The organism is Aeromonas oralensis (genome assembly GCF_049665575.1).
GTDB lineage: Bacteria > Pseudomonadota > Gammaproteobacteria > Enterobacterales > Aeromonadaceae > Aeromonas > Aeromonas hydrophila.
Window position 1 is genome coordinate 3,117,164 of the sequence record NZ_CP187186.1, and the last position, 18,150, is coordinate 3,135,313.

General features: G+C 62.6%; 14 protein-coding genes and 2 pseudogenes. 5 read left to right on the plus strand and 11 right to left on the minus strand.

From position 1 onward, the window contains the following. The first annotated feature begins 25 nt into the window (after positions 1-25). Entirely contained in the window at positions 26-1,708 is a 1,683-nt protein-coding gene (locus ACPDZI_RS14470) for an alpha/beta hydrolase (protein WP_438833366.1), read from the plus strand. A gap of 92 nt (positions 1,709-1,800) precedes the next feature. Here the strand turns inward: ACPDZI_RS14470 and ACPDZI_RS14475 are convergent. The 6 genes and pseudogenes from ACPDZI_RS14475 to cyoA form a co-directional block, all read right to left on the minus strand. Next, positions 1,801-3,161: pseudogene (locus tag ACPDZI_RS14475) on the minus strand (MFS transporter). Between the two features lie 189 nt (positions 3,162-3,350). Next, positions 3,351-4,247: a heme o synthase gene (gene cyoE, locus ACPDZI_RS14480; RefSeq protein WP_005302932.1), complete on the minus strand. Its 897-nt coding sequence runs from the start codon at positions 4,245-4,247 to the stop codon at positions 3,351-3,353. Positions 4,248-4,258: 11 nt separating this feature from the next. Then, positions 4,259-4,588 carry a cytochrome o ubiquinol oxidase subunit IV gene (locus tag ACPDZI_RS14485; protein ID WP_005302933.1) on the minus strand — a complete coding sequence of 110 codons (330 nt, stop codon included), beginning with the start codon at positions 4,586-4,588 and terminating at the stop codon, positions 4,259-4,261. Next, entirely contained in the window at positions 4,588-5,199 is a 612-nt protein-coding gene (locus tag ACPDZI_RS14490) for a cytochrome o ubiquinol oxidase subunit III (RefSeq protein ID WP_011706742.1), read from the minus strand. The genes ACPDZI_RS14485 and ACPDZI_RS14490 overlap by 1 nt, the downstream gene beginning before the upstream one ends. A gap of 4 nt (positions 5,200-5,203) precedes the next feature. Then, positions 5,204-7,180: a cytochrome o ubiquinol oxidase subunit I gene (gene cyoB, locus ACPDZI_RS14495; protein ID WP_041217880.1), complete on the minus strand. Its 1,977-nt coding sequence runs from the start codon at positions 7,178-7,180 to the stop codon at positions 5,204-5,206. Next, positions 7,180-8,250 (minus strand): cytochrome o ubiquinol oxidase subunit II, encoded by a 1,071-nt coding sequence (gene cyoA / locus ACPDZI_RS14500; RefSeq protein ID WP_146061590.1) that lies wholly within the window; start codon positions 8,248-8,250, stop codon positions 7,180-7,182. Before cyoA ends, cyoB begins: the two co-directional genes overlap by 1 nt. Positions 8,251-8,857: 607 nt before the next feature. On the opposite strand from cyoA, the pseudogene ACPDZI_RS14505 reads away from it, so the two are divergent. Together ACPDZI_RS14505 and ACPDZI_RS14510 are read left to right on the plus strand one after the other, a co-directional pair. Next, positions 8,858-10,782: pseudogene (locus ACPDZI_RS14505) on the plus strand (NAD(P)-binding protein). Beyond that, positions 10,779-11,984 (plus strand): c-type cytochrome, encoded by a 1,206-nt coding sequence (locus ACPDZI_RS14510; protein WP_438833367.1) that lies wholly within the window; start codon positions 10,779-10,781, stop codon positions 11,982-11,984. Before ACPDZI_RS14505 ends, ACPDZI_RS14510 begins: the two are co-directional and overlap by 4 nt. A gap of 62 nt (positions 11,985-12,046) precedes the next feature. Here the strand turns inward: ACPDZI_RS14510 and ACPDZI_RS14515 are convergent, their stop codons facing one another. Then, complete coding sequence (locus ACPDZI_RS14515; protein WP_017780689.1) at positions 12,047-12,382, minus strand: DUF3634 family protein; 336 nt, start codon at positions 12,380-12,382, stop codon at positions 12,047-12,049. A 120-nt stretch (positions 12,383-12,502) separates the two neighbouring features. Beyond that, positions 12,503-13,471: a nucleoside hydrolase gene (locus ACPDZI_RS14520; RefSeq protein ID WP_201885683.1), complete on the minus strand. Its 969-nt coding sequence runs from the start codon at positions 13,469-13,471 to the stop codon at positions 12,503-12,505. Positions 13,472-13,864: 393 nt separating this feature from the next. Between ACPDZI_RS14520 and ACPDZI_RS14525 the strand changes: the two genes are divergently transcribed. Beyond that, positions 13,865-14,422: a HutD family protein gene (locus ACPDZI_RS14525; RefSeq protein WP_168966985.1), complete on the plus strand. Its 558-nt coding sequence runs from the start codon at positions 13,865-13,867 to the stop codon at positions 14,420-14,422. Positions 14,423-14,447: 25 nt separating this feature from the next. Here ACPDZI_RS14525 and ACPDZI_RS14530 read toward each other — a convergent pair whose 3' ends face one another. Beyond that, positions 14,448-14,651: a hypothetical protein gene (locus ACPDZI_RS14530; protein ID WP_168966984.1), complete on the minus strand. Its 204-nt coding sequence runs from the start codon at positions 14,649-14,651 to the stop codon at positions 14,448-14,450. A 199-nt stretch (positions 14,652-14,850) separates the two neighbouring features. Next, a complete protein-coding gene (azu, locus tag ACPDZI_RS14535) occupies positions 14,851-15,291 on the minus strand; it encodes an azurin (protein ID WP_016351438.1) in 441 nt (146 codons plus the stop codon). Between the two features lie 329 nt (positions 15,292-15,620). Between azu and ACPDZI_RS14540 the strand changes: the two genes are divergently transcribed. After that, positions 15,621-16,661, plus strand: coding sequence for an FAD:protein FMN transferase (locus ACPDZI_RS14540; protein WP_168966983.1), 1,041 nt, complete (start codon positions 15,621-15,623; stop codon positions 16,659-16,661). A 182-nt stretch (positions 16,662-16,843) separates the two neighbouring features. On the opposite strand, the gene ACPDZI_RS14545 is transcribed toward ACPDZI_RS14540, so the two are convergent. Further along, positions 16,844-18,049 carry an MDR family MFS transporter gene (locus tag ACPDZI_RS14545; protein ID WP_438833368.1) on the minus strand — a complete coding sequence of 402 codons (1,206 nt, stop codon included), beginning with the start codon at positions 18,047-18,049 and terminating at the stop codon, positions 16,844-16,846. Positions 18,050-18,150: the final 101 nt, after the last annotated feature.

Below are 18,150 nucleotides of genomic sequence, written 5' to 3' on the forward strand. Positions count from 1 at the left end.
CAGGCTAGATAAATGGAAATAGACAATGAAATACTCGCTGCTCATGACCCTGCTGGCACCGGCATTGCTGGCAGGCTGCAATCTGGAAAAGAAAGAAGAGCCCTTCCAGGCTCGCCATATTCGCACCGGCTATGACGCCGGCCAGGTCTGCCAACAGCTGCGCCAGGGCTGGCAGGAGGACGGCATCGCCATTCCCGCCAGTCAGGTCAGTTGCCACTACCTGACGGTGCCGCTCGATTACGACAAGGAGTGGGTCCAGATCAAGGAGACCAAGTGGGAGAAGCGCTCCGCTGCACGCGCCGACAGTTCCCTCTTCGCCGACAACAGTCCCCGCTTCTCCTCCTGGTCGGATAAACCCGTCCGCCCCCATATCAAACAGGAGACCCGCACGGTCAAGGGCGACACCCTGGATATCTTCTATCTGCACTATCGCGCCACTGGCGACTATCGCGGCACCCTGTTCTACAACCCGGGCGGCCCCACCTCGGCCACCCCGGATCTTGGCCTTCTGCTCGACCTGCTGCGCAGCGCCAACCCCGCCATCCTTGAGCATTACGACATCGTCACCCTGGATCCCCGCGGGGCCGGTTACAGCGCCCTCGGCCACGAACTGCGCAGCTGCCTGCTGACCGACAAGCAAGGCGTGCGGCCAGACATGAGCCCGGCGCAGCTCGCCCAGCTGTTCGCCAGCCGGGACAAGGGCGCCTTGCCGGCGCTCCAGAGCAGTGCGGATCAGGGCAAGGCCTTCAGCACGGCCCTGCTGGAGCGCTGCGACGAGCCGCTGCGGCTGCATGCGCCGCACCTGGGCTCGCGGGCCGTGGTCGAGGACATGGAGCGCCTGCGCCAGCACCTGGGGCGCGAGCGGATCACCCCCATCACCTTCTCCTACGGCACTCGCCTGGCCGCCCTCTATACCGCCCGCTACCCGAGCCACGTGGCCAATCTGGTGGTCGACTCGCCGATGTCCCCCGCCGAGAACCGCTACCCGGCCATCTTCCGTGGCGACGCCGAGAATGCCAACCGCATCCTGGCCTGGCGCTTCGGGGATCAGGCGCTGCAGCGCAGCATGGCGGTGACCCGCCAGGTGCGTGACGACGGCCGCTATGTGGACAACCAGGGCAATGTGCTCGACCGCGACCACTGGGAAGCGGTGATGAGCGATGCCATCAGCGGCAGCCAGCGCGACGATCAGCTCGCCTTCTGGCAGCAGGACGATGCCGGCCCCCTGCTGGCCCGCCTCGCCAAGGAGCAGGCCGACGAAAACCCCTATTCAACGCTGCTGGAGATGCCCTTCTTCAGCGCCATCCACTGCACCGACAACAGCGAGCCCTATGGCTGGCAAACGCTGGACCCGGAAGATGCCGCCTTCCAGGGGGCCGGCGCCCTGCTGCTGGCCAACAGCTTCAACACCTGCGCCGACTGGCCTTATCCGCGCCAGCCCATCGCCAGCTACGGCGCCGGCGAGATAAAGCTGCCGGATGATGCCAGGGCCCTGGTGCTCGGCGCCGAGTACGATCCCAATACCCCCTTCGCCGGTGCCCGCCAGATGCAGGCCGCCTTTGGCAGCGCCGCGCGAATGGTGCAGGTGGCGCAGAGCAACCAGCATGGCCAGCTCAGCAGCTCCCGCTGCGCCCAGGCGGCCCTCAGCACCCTGCTGTTGGGGGATGCTGCAAGCCTGCCCGCCGAGCAGCGCTGCCTGGCTGACTGACGGAGCACGACCCAGCTGAGCACAATCCAGCTGAATACGGCCCAATAAAAAGCCCGCCGAATTGGCGGGCTTTTTCATGTAGGCAAGCGTCTTCAGGCGGCGACCAGCGACTCCAGATCGCGCCGGCTCAGGCGCTTGCTGTCCACCTTCACATAGACGGAGCGCTCCGAGGCGGCCAGCAGCACGTCGCTCACCCCGTCGCAGGCGCGGATCTTCTGCTCGAGCGCAGTGTCGGCCGCCACCCCTTCCGGCAGCACGATGCGCAGGCTGCTCACATAGGGGGCTCGGCCATGGTCAGGCTGACCCCGAGCCAGACCAGAGCCAGCGCGGCGCAACCGCCAAACACCAGGGCGCCGCCGCCCAGGCTGTAGAGCAGGCCGCCGAGGCTGCCACCGATGGCCACCCCGATGAACTGGCTGGTGGAGTAGATCCCCATGGCGGTGCCCTTGTAGCCGGGGGGCGACTCCTTGCTGATAAGAGAGGGCAGCAGCGCCTCCATCACGTTGAAACCGATGAAGAAGATCTGCAGGCCGGCGAGCAGGCCCCACAGCTGCAGGCCGCTTTGCCAGAGCACCAGCTCGGCGACGAGCATCACCAGCACGCAGATCTGGAACACCCGCTTCATCTTTCTGCGCTTCTCGGCATAGATGATGAACGGCACCACGCTGACGAAGGCGATCAGCATGGTGACCAGATAAGCCTGCCACTGGCTGTCGCGGGGCAAGCCGGCACGCTCCAGCAGCGGCGGCAGCGCCACGAAGCTCGACATCAGCAGGGTGTGCACGCAGAGGATGCCGAAGTTGAGCTTGAGCAGGCGCGGGTTGGTCAGCACGGTGCGCATTCCCCCCTTCACCATGCCGGACTCGCGATTGAGCAGGTGGCCGCTCGGAGTCGGCACCAGCCAGAGAGTGACGGCGATGCCTCCCAGCGCCAGCAGGGCGATCAGCCAGAACAGGCCGGAGAGCCCCAGCGCATGGGTGATGAGGGGGCCGGTCACCATGGCGATGGCGAAGGTGATGCCAAAGCTCACCCCGATGAAGGCCATCGCCTTGGTGCGGTTCTGCTCGCGGGTGAGATCCGACAAGAGCGCCATCACGGCGGCGGAGATGGCGCCGCTGCCCTGCAGGGCGCGGCCGAGGATCACCCCCCAGATGGAGTGGGTCAGCGCCGCGATCACGCTGCCGAGGGCAAACATCAGCAGTCCGCCGACGATGAGGGGCTTGCGGCCCACCTTGTCGGAGAGCAGGCCGAACGGGATCTGGAACAGCGCCTGGGTCATGCCGTAGATGCCGATGGCCAGGCCGATGAGCGCCTCGGAGGCCCCCGCCAGCGACATGCCGTAGGTGGTCAGCACCGGCAGCACCATAAACATGCCGAGCATGCGCAACGAGAAGACGGAGCCGAGCGCCCAGGTGGCACGGCGCTCGCCCCTCGTCATGGTGAAATCATTCATGATGGCCTCGATAGGTCAGGGAAAAGGAAGACTCAAGGGGTGGCCGACACACGCCATGCCACACCCGACACAAGGGAAAAGTGCCCGACGGGGCGGCCCCATAATAACAGAGCCGGGAAGGTTCCCGGCTCTGGATTCTACTGATTTTCCCGCGTCGCATCACAACACGGAGCATGACAGGTATGCACCTTAGGGCAGCATGCTCACCAGCACCGCAGGCTCGGCCTCCGGCTGGAAGTCCACCGACATCATCACGCTGAGGCAAGTGATGGTGACGATGGAGAACATGAACAGCTTGCGTGCCCAGAGGGAGTCATCCACCGCCGCCTTGTAGCCAGACAGCGCCATCCCCAGCCACCAGACGCTGACCGCGGTGGCCACTACCAGATACTTGTAGCCGGCGTAACCGCCGAGGAACAGCATCAGGGTCGGCACCATGAAGGCCAGGATGTAGAGGGTGATGTGCAGCTTGGCCACCGGGATCCCCTTCACCACCGGCAACACCGGGATGTTGGCCGCCTGGTAATCCTTGAAGCGGAAAATGGCGATCGCATAGGAGTGCGGCATCTGCCACAGGCTGAAGATCGCCAGCAGGATCAAGGCGCCCGAGTCGAACTGACCGCTCACCGCGCAGTAGCCGATGACCGGCGGCGCCGCGCCGGAGAGGCTGCCGACCAGGGTGCCGTAGACCGAGTGACGCTTCATGTAGAGGCTGTAGACCCCCACATAGACAATGAAGCCCAGCACCGCCAGCAAGGCGGCCAACGGATTGGCCGCAAAGTAGAGCAGTGCAATGCCCGCAATGCCGAGCGCGGTGGCGTACCAGAGCGATACGCCGGGGGCGATCAGACCCTTCACCAGAGCACGGTTCTTGGTGCGCTCCATGATGCAGTCGATGTCCCGGTCGATGTAGTTGTTGAACACGCAACCGGAGGCGACCACCAGTGATACACCAGCCATGGTCAGAATGAACAGGGGCACATCCAGGCTCCCCTTGGAGGCCAGCAGGAATCCTCCGATAACCGAGATGAGGTTACCGAAGATGATGCCCGGCTTGGTCACTTGCAGGTATTGCTTCATCATCATTGCCAACCTGCTCAGTGAACCATCATGTTGATGTTGAGGTTGTACATGATCCACAGGGAGCCCACGACCACGATGGCGATGATGAGCACGGTAAAGATCAGTGCCACCAGGTTCCAGCGCTCCTCGGACGAGGTGTTCATGTGCAGGAAGTAGACCAGGTGCACGAAGATCTGCACCACCGCCATGCCGACCACGGTGGCCAGCACGGTGGTGTGGGAGGCGGAACCGTCCATCACCATCCAGAACGGCACCGCGGTCAGGATCAGGGACAGCACGAAGCCGATCAGGTAGCTCTTGGCGCTGCCGTGGCTGGCGCCGTGATTGTCAACGGAATGACTCATTACATGACCCCCATCAGATAGACCACGGTGAAGACGCAGATCCACACCACGTCGAGGAAGTGCCAGAACAGGCTCAGGCACATCAGACGGGTACGGTTGCGGTCGGTCAGCCCCTTCTTGGCGACCAGCACCATCATCACGATGATCCAGATAAGACCGCTGGTCACGTGGATACCGTGGGTGCCCACCAGGGTGAAGAAGGCAGAGAGGAAGCCGCTGCGATCCGGACCATAGCCCTCGGCAATCAGGTGATGGAATTCATAGATCTCCATGGCGATGAAGCCGGCGCCGAACAGGAAGGTGATGAACAGCCAGGTGTTGACCGCCGCGACCTTGTTCTTGTTCATGGCCAGCATGCCGAAGCCGAAGGTGATGGAGCTCAGCAGCAGCAGCATGGTTTCGGCAAACACGAACGGCAGTTCGAAGATGTCCTTGCCGCTCGGACCGCCGGCAGTGCCGTTGACCAGGACCGCATAGGTCGCGAACAGGGTCGCGAACAGGATGCAGTCACTCATCAGGTAGATCCAGAAGCCGAATACCTTGTTGGCACCGGCATCGTGGTGCCCATCCTCATGGGCACCCTGGGTGTGATGTAGAACGTCAGTCGCCATGGAATTAAGCCACCTTGTTGATATTTTCAAAATGCTGACGCTCGATCCGCTCGATCTCGTCAACCTGCACGTAGTAGTCCACGTCGTCGTTGAAGCTGTGGATGATCCAGGTGGCGATCATGCCGACGAAGCCGGCGATGGCCATCCACCAGATGTGCCAGATCATGGCAAAGCCGAACACCACGCTGAAGGCGGCGATGATCACGCCGGCACCGGAGTTTTTCGGCATGTGGATCGGGTCATAGTGCTTGGGCTGCTGATAAGCGGAACCGTCCTGCTTGGCTTCCCAGAACGCATCCAGTCCCTTGATCTTCGGCTCGATGGCGAAGTTGTAGAAAGGAGGCGGTGAGGAAGTGGACCACTCCAGGGTACGACCGCCCCAGGGATCGCCAGTCAGGTCGCGGTTCTTCTCGCGGTCGCGGATGCTGACCACGATCTGGATCACCTGGCACAGTACGCCCAGCGCGATAAGGCCGGCGCCGCAGGCAGCCACCACCAGCCAGCCGTGGAACTCGGGATCGATGTTCTGGCTGACGCGACGGGTCATGCCCATGAAGCCCAGTACGTAGAGCGGCATGAAGGCAACGAAGAAGCCGGTGATCCAGCACCAGAAGGCACGCTTGCCCCAGGTGTCATCCAGCTTGAAGCCGAACGCTTTCGGGAACCAGTAGGTGATACCGGCGAAGCAACCGAACACCACACCGCCGATGATGACGTTGTGGAAGTGGGCGATCAGGAACAGGCTGTTGTGCAGCACGAAGTTGGCGGCCGGCACGGAGAGCAGTACCCCGGTCATGCCACCCACGGTGAAGGTGATGATGAAACCGACGGTCCACAGCATGGGTGAGGTGAACTCGATGCGACCGCGGTACATGGTGAACAGCCAGTTGAAGATCTTCACCCCGGTTGGGATGGAGATGATCATGGTGGTGATGCCGAAGAAGGCATTCACGTTGGCGCCCGACCCCATGGTAAAGAAGTGGTGCAGCCAGACGATGAAGGAGAGCACGGTAATGGCGATGGTCGCCCACACCAGCGAGGTGTAGCCGAACAGCTTCTTCTTGCAGAAGGTCGCCACCACTTCGGAGAAGATCCCGAATACCGGCAGCACCAGGATGTACACCTCCGGGTGACCCCAGGCCCAGATCAGGTTGATGTACATCATCATGTTGCCACCCATGTCATTGGTAAAGAAATGGGTACCCAGGTAACGGTCTGCGGTGAGCAGGGCGATGGTGACAGTCAGGATCGGGAAGGAGGCGATGATCAGCACGTTGGCGCACAGGGCGGTCCAGGTGAACACCGGCAGGCGCATCATGGTCATGCCAGGGGCGCGCATCTTGATGATGGTGGCGAAGAAGTTCACGCCGGTCAGCAGGGTCCCCAGACCCGAGATCTGCAGACTCCAGATCCAGTAATCGACCCCGACCCCCGGACTGAACTCCAGCCCCGACAAGGGCGGATAGGCCAGCCAGCCGGTCTGGGCGAATTCACCGACCCCGAGGGAGACGTTGATCAGCACCACGGCCGCGGCGGTGAACCAGAAGCTCAGGTTGTTCAGGAAGGGGAAGGCGACGTCACGGGCACCGATCTGCAGCGGCACCACTATGTTCATCAGACCGATCACCAGCGGCATGGCCACGAAGAAGATCATGATGACGCCGTGGGCGGTGAAGATCTGGTCGTAGTGGTGCGGTGGCAGTATGCCCTCGCCACCGGCCGAGGCCATGACCTGCTGGGTACGCATCATCACCGCATCGGCGAAGCCGCGCAGCAACATGACCATGCCGAGGATGAGATACATGATACCGAGGCGTTTGTGGTCCACCGAGGTGAGCCACTCTTTCCACAGATATTGCCACTTGCCGAAATAGGTGATGAGCCCGGCGACGGCCAGGCCCCCCAGAATGATACCGGCTATCGTGACCATGATGATGGGTTCATGGTACGGAATAGCGTCGAGTGTTAATTTTCCAAACATCAGTTAGTACCCGCTTTCACAGTCTTGTCGGCCGGCATGTGGCCGGCGTGGTCCATCTGCTCGCCCTGGGCCTCATGGTGCATGGCGTCGCCGTGCTCCATGCCTGCGTGGTTCATGGAGGCATCATGCTCCATGCCCTCGTGGCTCATGGATTCGTCATGGGACATCGCGGCCTGCTTTTCGCCGTGTTGCATGGCGGCGTGCTCGCCGTGCTTCATGTCGCCCATGAACTTGTTGATGGTATTGACGAACAGCTTGGGATCGGCGCTGGCGAAATACTCCACCGGGTGGTTTTCGCTCTTCTTGGCTAGGGCATTGAACTCATCCATGGTGTTGAGCGCCTTGGAGGAGGCCTTCACCTTGGCAACCCAGGCGTCGAAACCGGCTTGATCCTGCGTCGCGATGGCGTTGAACTTCATGCCGGAGAAACCGGCGCCGCTGTAGCCGCCCGAGATACCCTTGTACTGGCCTGCCTCGTTGGCGATCAGGTGCAGCTTGGTCTGCATGCCCGCCATGGCGTAGATCTGGCCGCCCAGCTGGGGAATGAAGAAGGAGTTCATCACGGTGTCGGACGTCACCCGGAAATTGACCGGGGTGTTGACCGGGAATGCCAGCTCGTTGACCGAGGCGATGCCCAGTTCCGGATAGACAAACAACCATTTCCAGTCAAGGGAGATGACATCGACCTGGATCGGTTTCACCTCGGATTCCAACGGTTTGTAGGGATCCAGAGAATGGGAGGTTCTCCAGGTGATCACCGCCAGGATGGCGATAATGATGACGGGTACGGTCCAGACGACCGCTTCAATCTTGTTGGAGTGGGCCCAGTCCGGTGCATAGGTGGCCTTGGTGTTGGACGCTCGGTATTTGTAAGCGAACGCCACCGCCATCACAATCACCGGTATCACCACAATCAGCATCAAGCCGAGTGCGGTCAGTATCAGTGACTTCTGCTCCAGACCAACTTGTCCCTTGGGGCTCATCAGAGCCATGTCGCAGCCGCTCAGCAAGCCGGCAGTCGCGAGCAACAGCAAAGCGCCCAAGCCCCTCTTTACATCAAAAGGTCTCATGCAATGTCCTCATCTTCGCAGGGCTAAAGTTGTAAGAAAAACGCAGCATTCTATTTCAACCGGGGGGTATGTGAACAACATGAAAAATTAATCCCTCACTTGTGTTTGGATTGCGATTTCTGTGTGTTGCATGTTAATGCCTTGACGTCATGCAATTTATCAAAACCGACTCGACACAAATCAATCACCAGCTGGTTTTATTTCGCCCTGCATCTGTTTATTAAACAGACAATCAGCAATTTAACCCTTTATTTGGCAAGGATAAATGACACCCTTTTGTGACTAGCCGGCGAAATTTCAGGCTGATATCCGTGCACATTGGTCGCTCATGACCGGACAACACAGGGACTCGAAATTAACCATAATTAATCAAATTAAGTTTCAATTAATTCCATGATGTTGGTGCGGCTTTGCCTGCAAACATGCATATTCTACGCATCTCATCATTCCCATCGATCACATGACCCATCATTTTGTTTAATAAGTTATTATCAAACCCATGGACTCCATCCGGATATGGCGGTAGGTTGCGCCCCTTCGTTACTCGCCAGTCACGAATTCAACCCTATCCCATTTCTCATTCAACTCTTCATACACAGGGATTGCCATGAGCATCACACGCAGAGACTTTCTCAACGGCGTTGCCATCACCATTGCGGCCGGGGTCGCCCCCATCAAGCTGCTGCAAGCGGCCGAAGGCGGCACGGCACTGGCTGAAAAAACGCTGGTCTACCCGCCCGCCCTCACCGGGCTGCGCGGCAACCACCCGGGCTCCTTCGAACCGGCCCACAGCATCGCCCGCGACGGCAAACAGTATGACTTCGCCAACATTCCCCTCGAGGGCGAATATGACCTGGTGATCGTCGGCGCCGGCATCAGCGGTCTGGCGGCCGCCTGCTTCTATCAACAACTGCTCGGCGCGGACAAAAAGATCCTGCTGCTCGACAACCACGACGACTTCGGTGGCCACGCCAAGCGCAACGAGTTCACCACCCCCGACGGCCTGCGGCTGGGTTACGGCGGCAGCGAATCCCTGCAATCGCCGCGCTCTGTCTACAGCCCGGTGGCACTGGGGCTGCTCAAGGCACTCGAGGTCAACATCGACGAGCTGGCAAAAGGCTTCCAGCAGACCTTCTACCCGGATCTGGGCCTGAGCCGCGGCGTCTACTTCGACGAGAAGCACTTTGGCGTCAACAAGGTGGTAAGCGGTGACCCGGGCCACAACGTGGCCGACGACATCCCGCGCGATCGCCTGAACGGCGGCCGCTGGCAGAGTTTATCGGCGACTTCCCGCTCGATGATGCCGACAAGGCGGCCCTGCTGGCGCTGCACGAGGAGAAGACCGACTACCTGAGCGGCATGACCCAGGCGGAAAAAGACCTCTGGATGACCCGCAACAGCTATACCACCTTCCTGCGCGACAAGGTGGGCCTGAGCGAGCGAGCCATCACCTACTTCCAGCAACGCACCAACGACTTCCAGGCGGTCGGCATCGACGCCACGGCCTGCGCCGATGCACGTCTGTGCGCCCTGCCCGGTTTTGGCGGCATGAACCTGACCCCGCTCGATGCCGAGGAGCAGGCGGAGCTGGACGATCCCTACATCTTCCACTTCCCGGACGGCAACGCCGGCCTGACCCGGTTGATGGTGCGCAAGCTCATCCCGCAGGTAGCCCCCGGCCACACCATGCAGGACGTAGTGCTGGCCAAGTTTGACTACAGCAAGCTCGACCTGCCCGAGCACAAGGTGCAACTGCGCCTTGGCAGCACGGCGCTGCAGGCCAAAAACGTGCCGCTCAAAGACGGCAAACAGGGAGTGGACGTCACTTACATCAAGGAGGGGAAACTGCACCGAGTGCGGGCCAAGCAGTCCATCATGGCCGGCTACAACATGATGATCCCCTACATGGTGCCCGAGATGCCGGAGCCCCAGAAGGAGGCACTGCGCCAGAACGTCAAGGCGCCGCTGGTCTACACCAAGGTGGTGATCAAGAACTGGCAGTCCTTCGTCAAGCTGGGGGTGCACGAGGTCTACTCTCCCGCTGCCCCCTACAGCCGGGTCAAGCTCGACTACCCGGTCAACCTTGGCGGCTACGAGCATCCCAAGAACCCGGATCAGCCCATGTGCCTGCACATGGTCTACGTGCCGACCTTGCCTGGCAGCGGCCTCTCGGCCCGCGAGCAGTCCCGCAAGGGGCGCGCCATGATCCTCGGCATGCCGTTCGAGCAGCACGAGCAGATGATCCGCGAACAGCTGCAGGGGATGCTGGGCAGCGCCGGTTTCAACCATGAGCAGGATATCCTCGCCATCACGGTCAACCGCTGGTCCCACGGCTACTCCTACATCACCAACACCCTGTTTGATGACGAGGAGCAATGCGACAAGTGGATCGAGCTGGGGCGTAAGCCGGTCGGCAACATCACCATCGCCAACTCTGACTCGGACTGGAGCCCCTACGCCCACTCCGCCATCGATCAAGCCTGGCGCGCCGTCAACGAGCTGGTTGCCATGCACAAGGGAGGTGCCAAATGATCCGTACCCTGACCCTGACCCTGACAGCCAGCGCCGTGCTGCTGGCCCTGCCCGCCTTCACCCTGCAGGCCGCGCCTGCCATGTCGGCCGGCGAATACGTGGCCAAGCTGGGGGACTGCACCGCCTGCCACACCAGCGAGGCGAGCAAGCCGCTGGCCGGCGGCAAGGGCTTCCCCACCCCCATCGGCACCGTCTATGCCACCAACATCACCCCCGACAAGACCCACGGCATCGGCAACTACAGCCTGCCCGAGTTCATCAAGGTGATGCGCGAAGGGATCACCCGCAGCGGCGATCCCCTCTACCCGGCCATGCCCTACACCGCCTACGCCAAGATGAGCGATGAGGATCTCACCGCCCTCTACCACTACCTGATGCAGGATGTGCAGCCGCAGGCTGTTGCCAACAAGGAGAGCGACATCCCCTGGCCGCTCGACATGCGCTGGCCCCTCAACGGTTGGAACTGGGTCTATCACGATGACAGTCGCTTTACCCCGGTGGCCGGCAAGAGCGAGGAGTGGAACCGCGGCGCCTATCTGGTGCAGGGGGCGGGCCACTGCGGCAGCTGCCACACCCCGCGCGGGCTCGGCATGCAGGAAAAAGCCCTGACCGAGGCGGATCCCCTCTATCTGAGCGGCGCCACCCTGGATGGCTGGTATGCCCCCAACATTCGTGGCACCCGCTACGACAAGCAGGCGCTGATCGACCTGCTGAAAACCGGCCGCAGCCAGCATCAGGCCGTCAGCGGCCCCATGGCGGAAGTGATCACGCACAGCAGCCAGTATTTCAGCGACGCGGATCTGGCCAGTATCGCCACCTACCTGACCGAACTCGACGACGACGCGGCGGTCAGCAAGGGCAACCGGGCCTACGCCAGTGCCGGTGGCAAGGCGGACTACGCCATGTACTGCTCCACCTGCCACGGGGTCAACGGTCAGGGCAATGACCACGTCATCCCCTCGCTGGTGGGCAACCAGACCGTGCTGGCCGAGGATCCGAGCAGCCTGCTCAACGTGCTGCTGCACGGCGCCGAGACCCCGGTCACCCAGGGCAACATCGGCTACCACATGCCGGGTTATGGCTGGACCCTCAACGATCAGCAGATCGCCGAGCTGGTCAACACCCTGCGCGCCTCCTGGGGCAATGAAGGGGTGGCCATCAAGCCGGAGACGGTCAAGGCCCAGCGCGCCCTGCACCAATAAGTCACGCCGACCATAACGAAACGGGCCTCCAGTGGAGGCCCGTTTGCTATGTGAGTGATGACTCACCCCTTGCGCGGTTTGGAGCCGGAGAGCGGCACCGCCCCCAGCCGGTAATCGCCATAGGGGAAGATGTTGCGAAAGCGCTGGGCCACCGGTTCGGGGATGGAGCGGGAGAAGACCAGCTTGACCCCGTCGCCATCGCGCTGACCCAGGATGCGCCCGCGCACCGTCTCGTGGCGCAGGATCTGCCTGGCATGCTCGATGAACGCCGGCGACACCTTGCCCCGCTTGACCTGCACCTTGCCGGGCGCAAGCCGGATCTCGAACAGGGCGCCACGCCCCAGCTTCATCAACCACCAGATGAGGGCGATCGCCACCAGCAACGACAACCAGGCCATCCTGTTTCTCCTTCTTCACACGGTTGCGGACAGTATAAGCCGCAACTGGCCCCCGATTGTTTGGCGCGGATCACAGCCGCGCCTCAATCCCGGCCGCAAGGCCCCCGCTCGCCGAGCCCACTAACGGCTGCGGCCCCAGGCCACCAGCGTCTCCCGATAGAGCGCCAGCAGCGCCTGATCCCGCACCGCCACCCCGACCTGCTGGGCACGGTAATCGGCCCAGCCGTCGTGGGGGTGGGACTTGCCGTCAAATTTCTGCAGGGTGTGACCGATGGCGGGCCCCTCGCTGATGACCCGTACCGGCCCCTCGCGCAGGGTGAACAGGGTTGGATCGATCACGTAGGCGATGGCAGATGGATCGTGTACGTGGCAGCCGTCGAGCCCGATCCGTTCCGAGTAGAAGCGCAGGTAGAAGCGGCTCACATCCCACAGGAAGCGCCCCGGCTCCCCCGCATCGTCGCGCAGTGCATCCAGATAGGCGCTGCTGAAGAAGCTCTGCTGGGTCACGTCCAGCCCGATGATCACCACCGGCCAGTCGGCGGTGAACACCCGGTCGGCGGCATCCGGATCGTCGTGGATGTTGGCCTCGGCATAGGGAGTCACGTTGCCGCGATGGCCGTTGACGCCAAAAGCGCCCCCCATCACCACCACCTGCTTCACCAGGCCGGTGATCTCGGGGGCCTCTTGCAGCGCCAGCGCCAGGTTGGTGAGCGGACCTATGGTGACCAGGGTGATCTCGCCGGGCGCGGCCTTCACCGCCTCGACGATATACTGCCAGGCCGGCCGGGGATCCGGCGCCAGGGTCACCTCCCCCGCCGTCACGTCACCAAATCCGCTCGGCCCGTGCACCACGGTCGTCGGGCCCACAGGTTCGCGCCGCAGCGGGGCCGCCGCCCCCTGCGCCACGTCCGCCTTCATGCCGTATTGCTGCTTGAGCCAGAGGGCGTTACGGGTGCCGTTCTCGATGGTGGCATTGCCAAATACGGTGGTGATGGCGAGCAGCTCGATGGCGGGGTGGGCTTCGGCAAACAGAATTGCCATGGCGTCATCGATACCGGGATCGGTATCCAGAATGATCTTGTGAGTCATGGGGCCTCCTTGGGCAACAGAGCAGCCAGTGTAGCGAGCCGCCGCCGCTTTAACAGCGCCGGGATCACAGCCTGAGGCTTTGCCCTTGCCCGCCTTGCCCAAGTGGCGGTATTTCATACAGGGCTGACGACGCGGCAGGGGACCAGGAGGGGCGAAGCGGGTGGCATCGGCGAAATAGTGGGCAAGCAGATGGCCGGTGAGTGCCGCAGCCTTGTGGCGGTATTTCATACAGGAATGACGACGCTGCAGGGGACAAGTAGGGGCGAAGCGGGTGGCGTCGGCGAAATAGTGGGCAAGCAGATGGCCGGGGACGGCGGCAACCTTGTGGAGCGGCGGGTTGGGTGGTATCACTGGCCACACGATTAACCCCGCTCACCACCTGCCGAGGCGCCATTGATCACCCTGATAAAAGAGTCCGACCAGCTGAAGATGCCCTGGAAGAACAAGCAGGGCACCACAGCCCAGATCCTCATCTCCCCTGCCGGCGCCAGCCTCGACAAGCTCGATTTTGCCTACCGGCTGAGCTCGGCGCCCATCAAGGGGGCCGGCCCCTTCTCGAAATTCCCCGGCTATCAGCGCATCCTGCTGCCCATCAGCGGGGCCGGCTTCGTGCTCAACGGCCACCCCTACGCTACCTTCGAGGCGGCCCACTTCTGCGGGGATGACGACACCCACTGCGAACTGCTGAAAAAAGAGGTGACGGATCTGGGGCTCATCTATGATCCGGCCCGCCTCAGCGCCAATGTGCGGGTGCTCAACTTGCCCTTCCCGCTCACCCTCACTCTGGAAGCGGACAAGACCTATCTCTGTTACCTGTTGAGCGGCCAGCTCGCGGCGGCGGGCCACCCCATGGCGGTCAACGAGACCCTGCTGATCAGCGGCGAGCAGAGCATCCACTTCGACTGCCAGAAGAAGAGCGCCATCGCCTTCTTTACCCTGCAGCCCAAGTAGGCGGCAGGAGCAGGCCTGACACCGGTCAGCGTTTGGGCGCCCGTCCGCCGCTGTCGAGGCAGGCCTGCATGGAGTTGTAGGGGGTGTAGTGCTTGGTACGGCTGTAATAGGTACCGCCCTGGGGATGGCAGATACCGTTTCTGCTCTTCTTGACCGGCGGCTCCGCTGCCAGCGCGATGGCGCACACCAGCAGCAGGCAACCGCTGATCACCCATTTCATGGTTTTCATGACGACCTGCTTCCTCTCGAGCGGGCCCAGCAGGCCCAAAAGGCGCCTATTTTACCCTCTCACTCCCCCGCTCACCCGGCGCCGGATCATAAAACGGCGCGCCATAGTGCACGCACCGGCATCCAACTGACGCCAAAATCGCCGCAAGCGAGCACAAAAAAGCCGGGCAGTGCCCGGCTTCTGGGTCGACAAGCGGTACTTAGCCGACCTTGAAGGTGCCCTTCATCATGGCGAAGTGGCCGGGGAAGGAGCAGAAGAAGGTGAGATCTTTGCCGGCCAGGCCGTCGGTCTTGAAGGTGACGCTGGTGCTCTCACCGCCGCCCACCAGTTTGGTGTGGGCCAGCACACGCGGGTCATCCTTGGGCAGGTAGTTGTTGTCGGCACCGGCACTCATGCCGGCAGTGGCCACGGCCTGATAGTCGGCGGTGTTGGCCAGCGCCCAGTTGTGGCCCATGGCGGTCACCGGCATCTTGCCGGTATGGTTCAGGGTCACGGTTACCTCTTTGCAGGTGGCCGGGACGCTCATCTCCTTGAGGTTGTACTGCATGGCATCATTGCCTTCGATGACCAACGCGCACTCATCGGCCAGAGCCGGGGCCGCCAGGGTGCTCAGAAACAGCAGGGTAATCGCCTTTTTCATCATCCTCTCCTTTGATTGGCAATAGATGGCAACACAATTGCCTGCGGGCTCGCACCATGGCTGGCAAACATGCTGTCAAAATCGACCTTATTCTACTCAAGTGTCGTCATTCGGCTATGTCTTTAGCGCAAAGCTGCGGGTCAGGTCACCAGATTATCCCCATTTTTTGTCTGGACGAACCGGCCGCGCCACGCACTAATCACTCTTTGTTTAATTATCCCCCGTACTTTTGTCCAGCCGCGACTCGCCCGCCGCCGCCCCCTTGGCTAAGCTGGCGACCCCGGCACGCTTGCGCCCCGTGCCATCCGTTTCAGCCAAAGAGATCCGTCATGTCGCTTTTTGCTCGCCCGGCCCACCGTGGCCTGTTGTTGACCCTGCTGCTGATGCTGACCGCCTGTCAGCCAGCCCCGACCCAGACCCGCATTGAGGGCAAGACCATGGGCACCTTTTACGCGGTGACCCTGAGCGACCCCTTCCCGGGCGGCGAGCCGGCGCTGCAGCAAGAGGTCGATGCCCTGCTGCTGCGCATGAATCACGAGATCTCCACCTACGACCCAAACTCCCTTATCTCCCGCTTCAATCAGGGCCGCGGCCAACCCCCCATGGTCATTCCCGCCACCATGGCCAACATCGTGCAGCAGGGCATCGACGCCGGCCATCTCACCGCAGGCAAGCTCGACGTCACCGTGGGGCCGCTGGTCAACCTGTGGGGATTCGGGCCGGACAAGCGGCCCGTCAAACGACCCAGCGCCGAGCAGATCGCCAGCGCCCGCCACAAGGTGGGCATCGACCGGCTGACATTGGTGCCCGAGGGGGATCACTTCCTGCTCGGCAAGCGCATCCCCGATCTATACCTCGATCTCTCCACCCTGGGCGAAGGGGCGGCCTCTGACGAGATTGCCGGCCTGCTGGAGCAAAAAGGGGTGCACAACTACCTCATCGAGGTGGCCGGCGCCGTGCGCAGCAAGGGCAACAACGCCAAGGGCAAGCCCTGGCGAGTGGCCATCGTCGAGCCGTCCGACCAGCCCGGCGCCTTCTCGGACGTGGTGATCCCCAACGGCATGGCCCTCAGCACCGCCGGCAGCTATCGCAACTACTACGAGCTCGACGGCAAGCGCTACTCCCACATCATCGACCCCGCCACCGGCCAGCCCATCAGCCACAAGCTGGTCTCCGCCAGCGTCATCACCCCGACCGCGCTCGAGGCCGACGCCCTCGACACCGCCCTCATGGTGATGGGGCCGGAGCAGGCGATGGCCTTTGCCAAAGCGCACGGTCTTGCGGTCTATCTCATCGTCAAGACCGAGCAGGGCTTCGCCGCCAGCCATACACCCCAGTTCGCCCCCTACCTGGTGGCCAAAAAACCATAAATCAGCAGCTATAAACCAGCTGTCATAAAAAAGAGGCCCCGCACTGCGGGGCCTCGTTGTCTTCACGTCTGTGTTAGTCGATGGGAGGGCTCCGGAGCCACCGGCAGCTTGGGTCATTCGGCCCGGTGCAGGCGCGCCCTCCCCGACATCAGGCCAGTGACCACAGCCAAGCTACTTCCGTATTACTCCCCGCAGCCGGCCGAGTCGGCAGACGGACGCGCCACCCGGTTGCCCGCCCCATAGAGGAAAAACACCAGCACGCAAATCGCGGTCATCACGGCGAACAGGGCCGGGCCGCCCCACATCTGTAACAGCCAGCCCCCCACCAGGGGCGAGAGCGCCCAGCCGAGCCCGGCCAGGGCGCTGGCCCCAAAGTAGCTCCCCTTGAGGTGGGCCGGTGCCATCTCGTCGATCAGCACGTTGAAGAGCGGGAACAGCACCGCCTCCCCCACGCTCAGCAAGAACACCGCCACCAGCCAGGGCCACAGCAGGGCCGGGCTCGACAGGGCAAACAGCACCTGGGCAGACGCCATCAGCAGGATGGAGAACTGCAGCCGCAGGCTCACCCGCCAGCGCCGGGTCAGGTGCAGCAGCGGAAACTGCAGGATGATGATGGTCAACGCATTGGTGGCCACCAGCAGGGCCACCAGGGTTTCCACCTCGGGGGCACCGGCGCGGGTCAGGTACTGGATCAGCGGCGACTCCACCTGGGCGTAGACCAGCATCATCAGCAGATTGGCGAGGATGAACAGCATGAAGGCCCGATCCCGCCCCACCACCCTGAGCATGGCCCCCAGGGTGAGACCCGCATCCGGCCGGCCAGCGCACTCGCGGCGAAAACCGAGCAGGAAGGCGATGCCGAGCAGGCCATAGCTGGCGGCCGTCACCACGAAGGTCTCCTGGCGCGCACCGAGCCCCACCATGACGCCGATGAGGGGCCCCACCCCCGCCCCCACGTTGAGCAGGAAGTAGCGCAGGTGCTGAGCCAGCTCCCGCTGCGCCTTCTCGGGCAGCAGGTCCCCCATCAACGCCTTGCCCGGCGTGTCGATGAAGGCGTAGGAGAGACCCGAGCCAAACACCCCGAGGGCGATGAGCCAGAGGGAGTGGCCAAACCCGAGCAGCAGGTAGGCGCCGCACGACAGGGCGCAGCCGAGCAGCAGTATGGTGCGCCGGCCAAGCCGGTCGGAGAGCCAGCCGACGTAGAAGCCGATGAGGCAGGACAGCACGGCCGCGCCACCCAGCAGCATCCCGATGCCGGACGCCGAGAGATCATACTCCCGGTAGAGCAGGATGGAGAGAAAGGGCCAGACCATGAAGAAACTGGTGCGCACCATGAAGGTGCCCAGGATCACGATCCAGACCAGCGGAGGAAAGGGGGGCAGGCGCATGGGAACTCCTTGTCGCGCAATGGCAGCTGATCCGCAGGGGAAAGCGTTCAGTGGTATCAAAAGACACCTGAGCGCACAATCCCCGTCCGGAAAAAAAACCA

Excerpts from the sequence above, each read along its gene's own strand:
- ACPDZI_RS14470 (WP_438833366.1), top strand. The coding sequence starts at position 26 with ATGAAATACTCGCTGCTCATGACCCTGCTGGCACCGGCATTGCTGGCA.
- cyoE (WP_005302932.1), bottom strand. The coding sequence starts at position 4,247 with ATGATGATGAAGCAATACCTGCAAGTGACCAAGCCGGGCATCATCTTC.
- ACPDZI_RS14485 (WP_005302933.1), bottom strand. The coding sequence starts at position 4,588 with ATGAGTCATTCCGTTGACAATCACGGCGCCAGCCACGGCAGCGCCAAG.
- ACPDZI_RS14490 (WP_011706742.1), bottom strand. The coding sequence starts at position 5,199 with ATGGCGACTGACGTTCTACATCACACCCAGGGTGCCCATGAGGATGGG.
- cyoB (WP_041217880.1), bottom strand. The coding sequence starts at position 7,180 with ATGTTTGGAAAATTAACACTCGACGCTATTCCGTACCATGAACCCATC.
- cyoA (WP_146061590.1), bottom strand. The coding sequence starts at position 8,250 with ATGAGACCTTTTGATGTAAAGAGGGGCTTGGGCGCTTTGCTGTTGCTC.
- ACPDZI_RS14510 (WP_438833367.1), top strand. The coding sequence starts at position 10,779 with ATGATCCGTACCCTGACCCTGACCCTGACAGCCAGCGCCGTGCTGCTG.
- ACPDZI_RS14515 (WP_017780689.1), bottom strand. The coding sequence starts at position 12,382 with ATGGCCTGGTTGTCGTTGCTGGTGGCGATCGCCCTCATCTGGTGGTTG.
- ACPDZI_RS14520 (WP_201885683.1), bottom strand. The coding sequence starts at position 13,471 with ATGACTCACAAGATCATTCTGGATACCGATCCCGGTATCGATGACGCC.
- ACPDZI_RS14530 (WP_168966984.1), bottom strand. The coding sequence starts at position 14,651 with ATGAAAACCATGAAATGGGTGATCAGCGGTTGCCTGCTGCTGGTGTGC.
- azu (WP_016351438.1), bottom strand. The coding sequence starts at position 15,291 with ATGAAAAAGGCGATTACCCTGCTGTTTCTGAGCACCCTGGCGGCCCCG.
- ACPDZI_RS14540 (WP_168966983.1), top strand. The coding sequence starts at position 15,621 with ATGTCGCTTTTTGCTCGCCCGGCCCACCGTGGCCTGTTGTTGACCCTG.
- ACPDZI_RS14545 (WP_438833368.1), bottom strand. The coding sequence starts at position 18,049 with ATGCGCCTGCCCCCCTTTCCTCCGCTGGTCTGGATCGTGATCCTGGGC.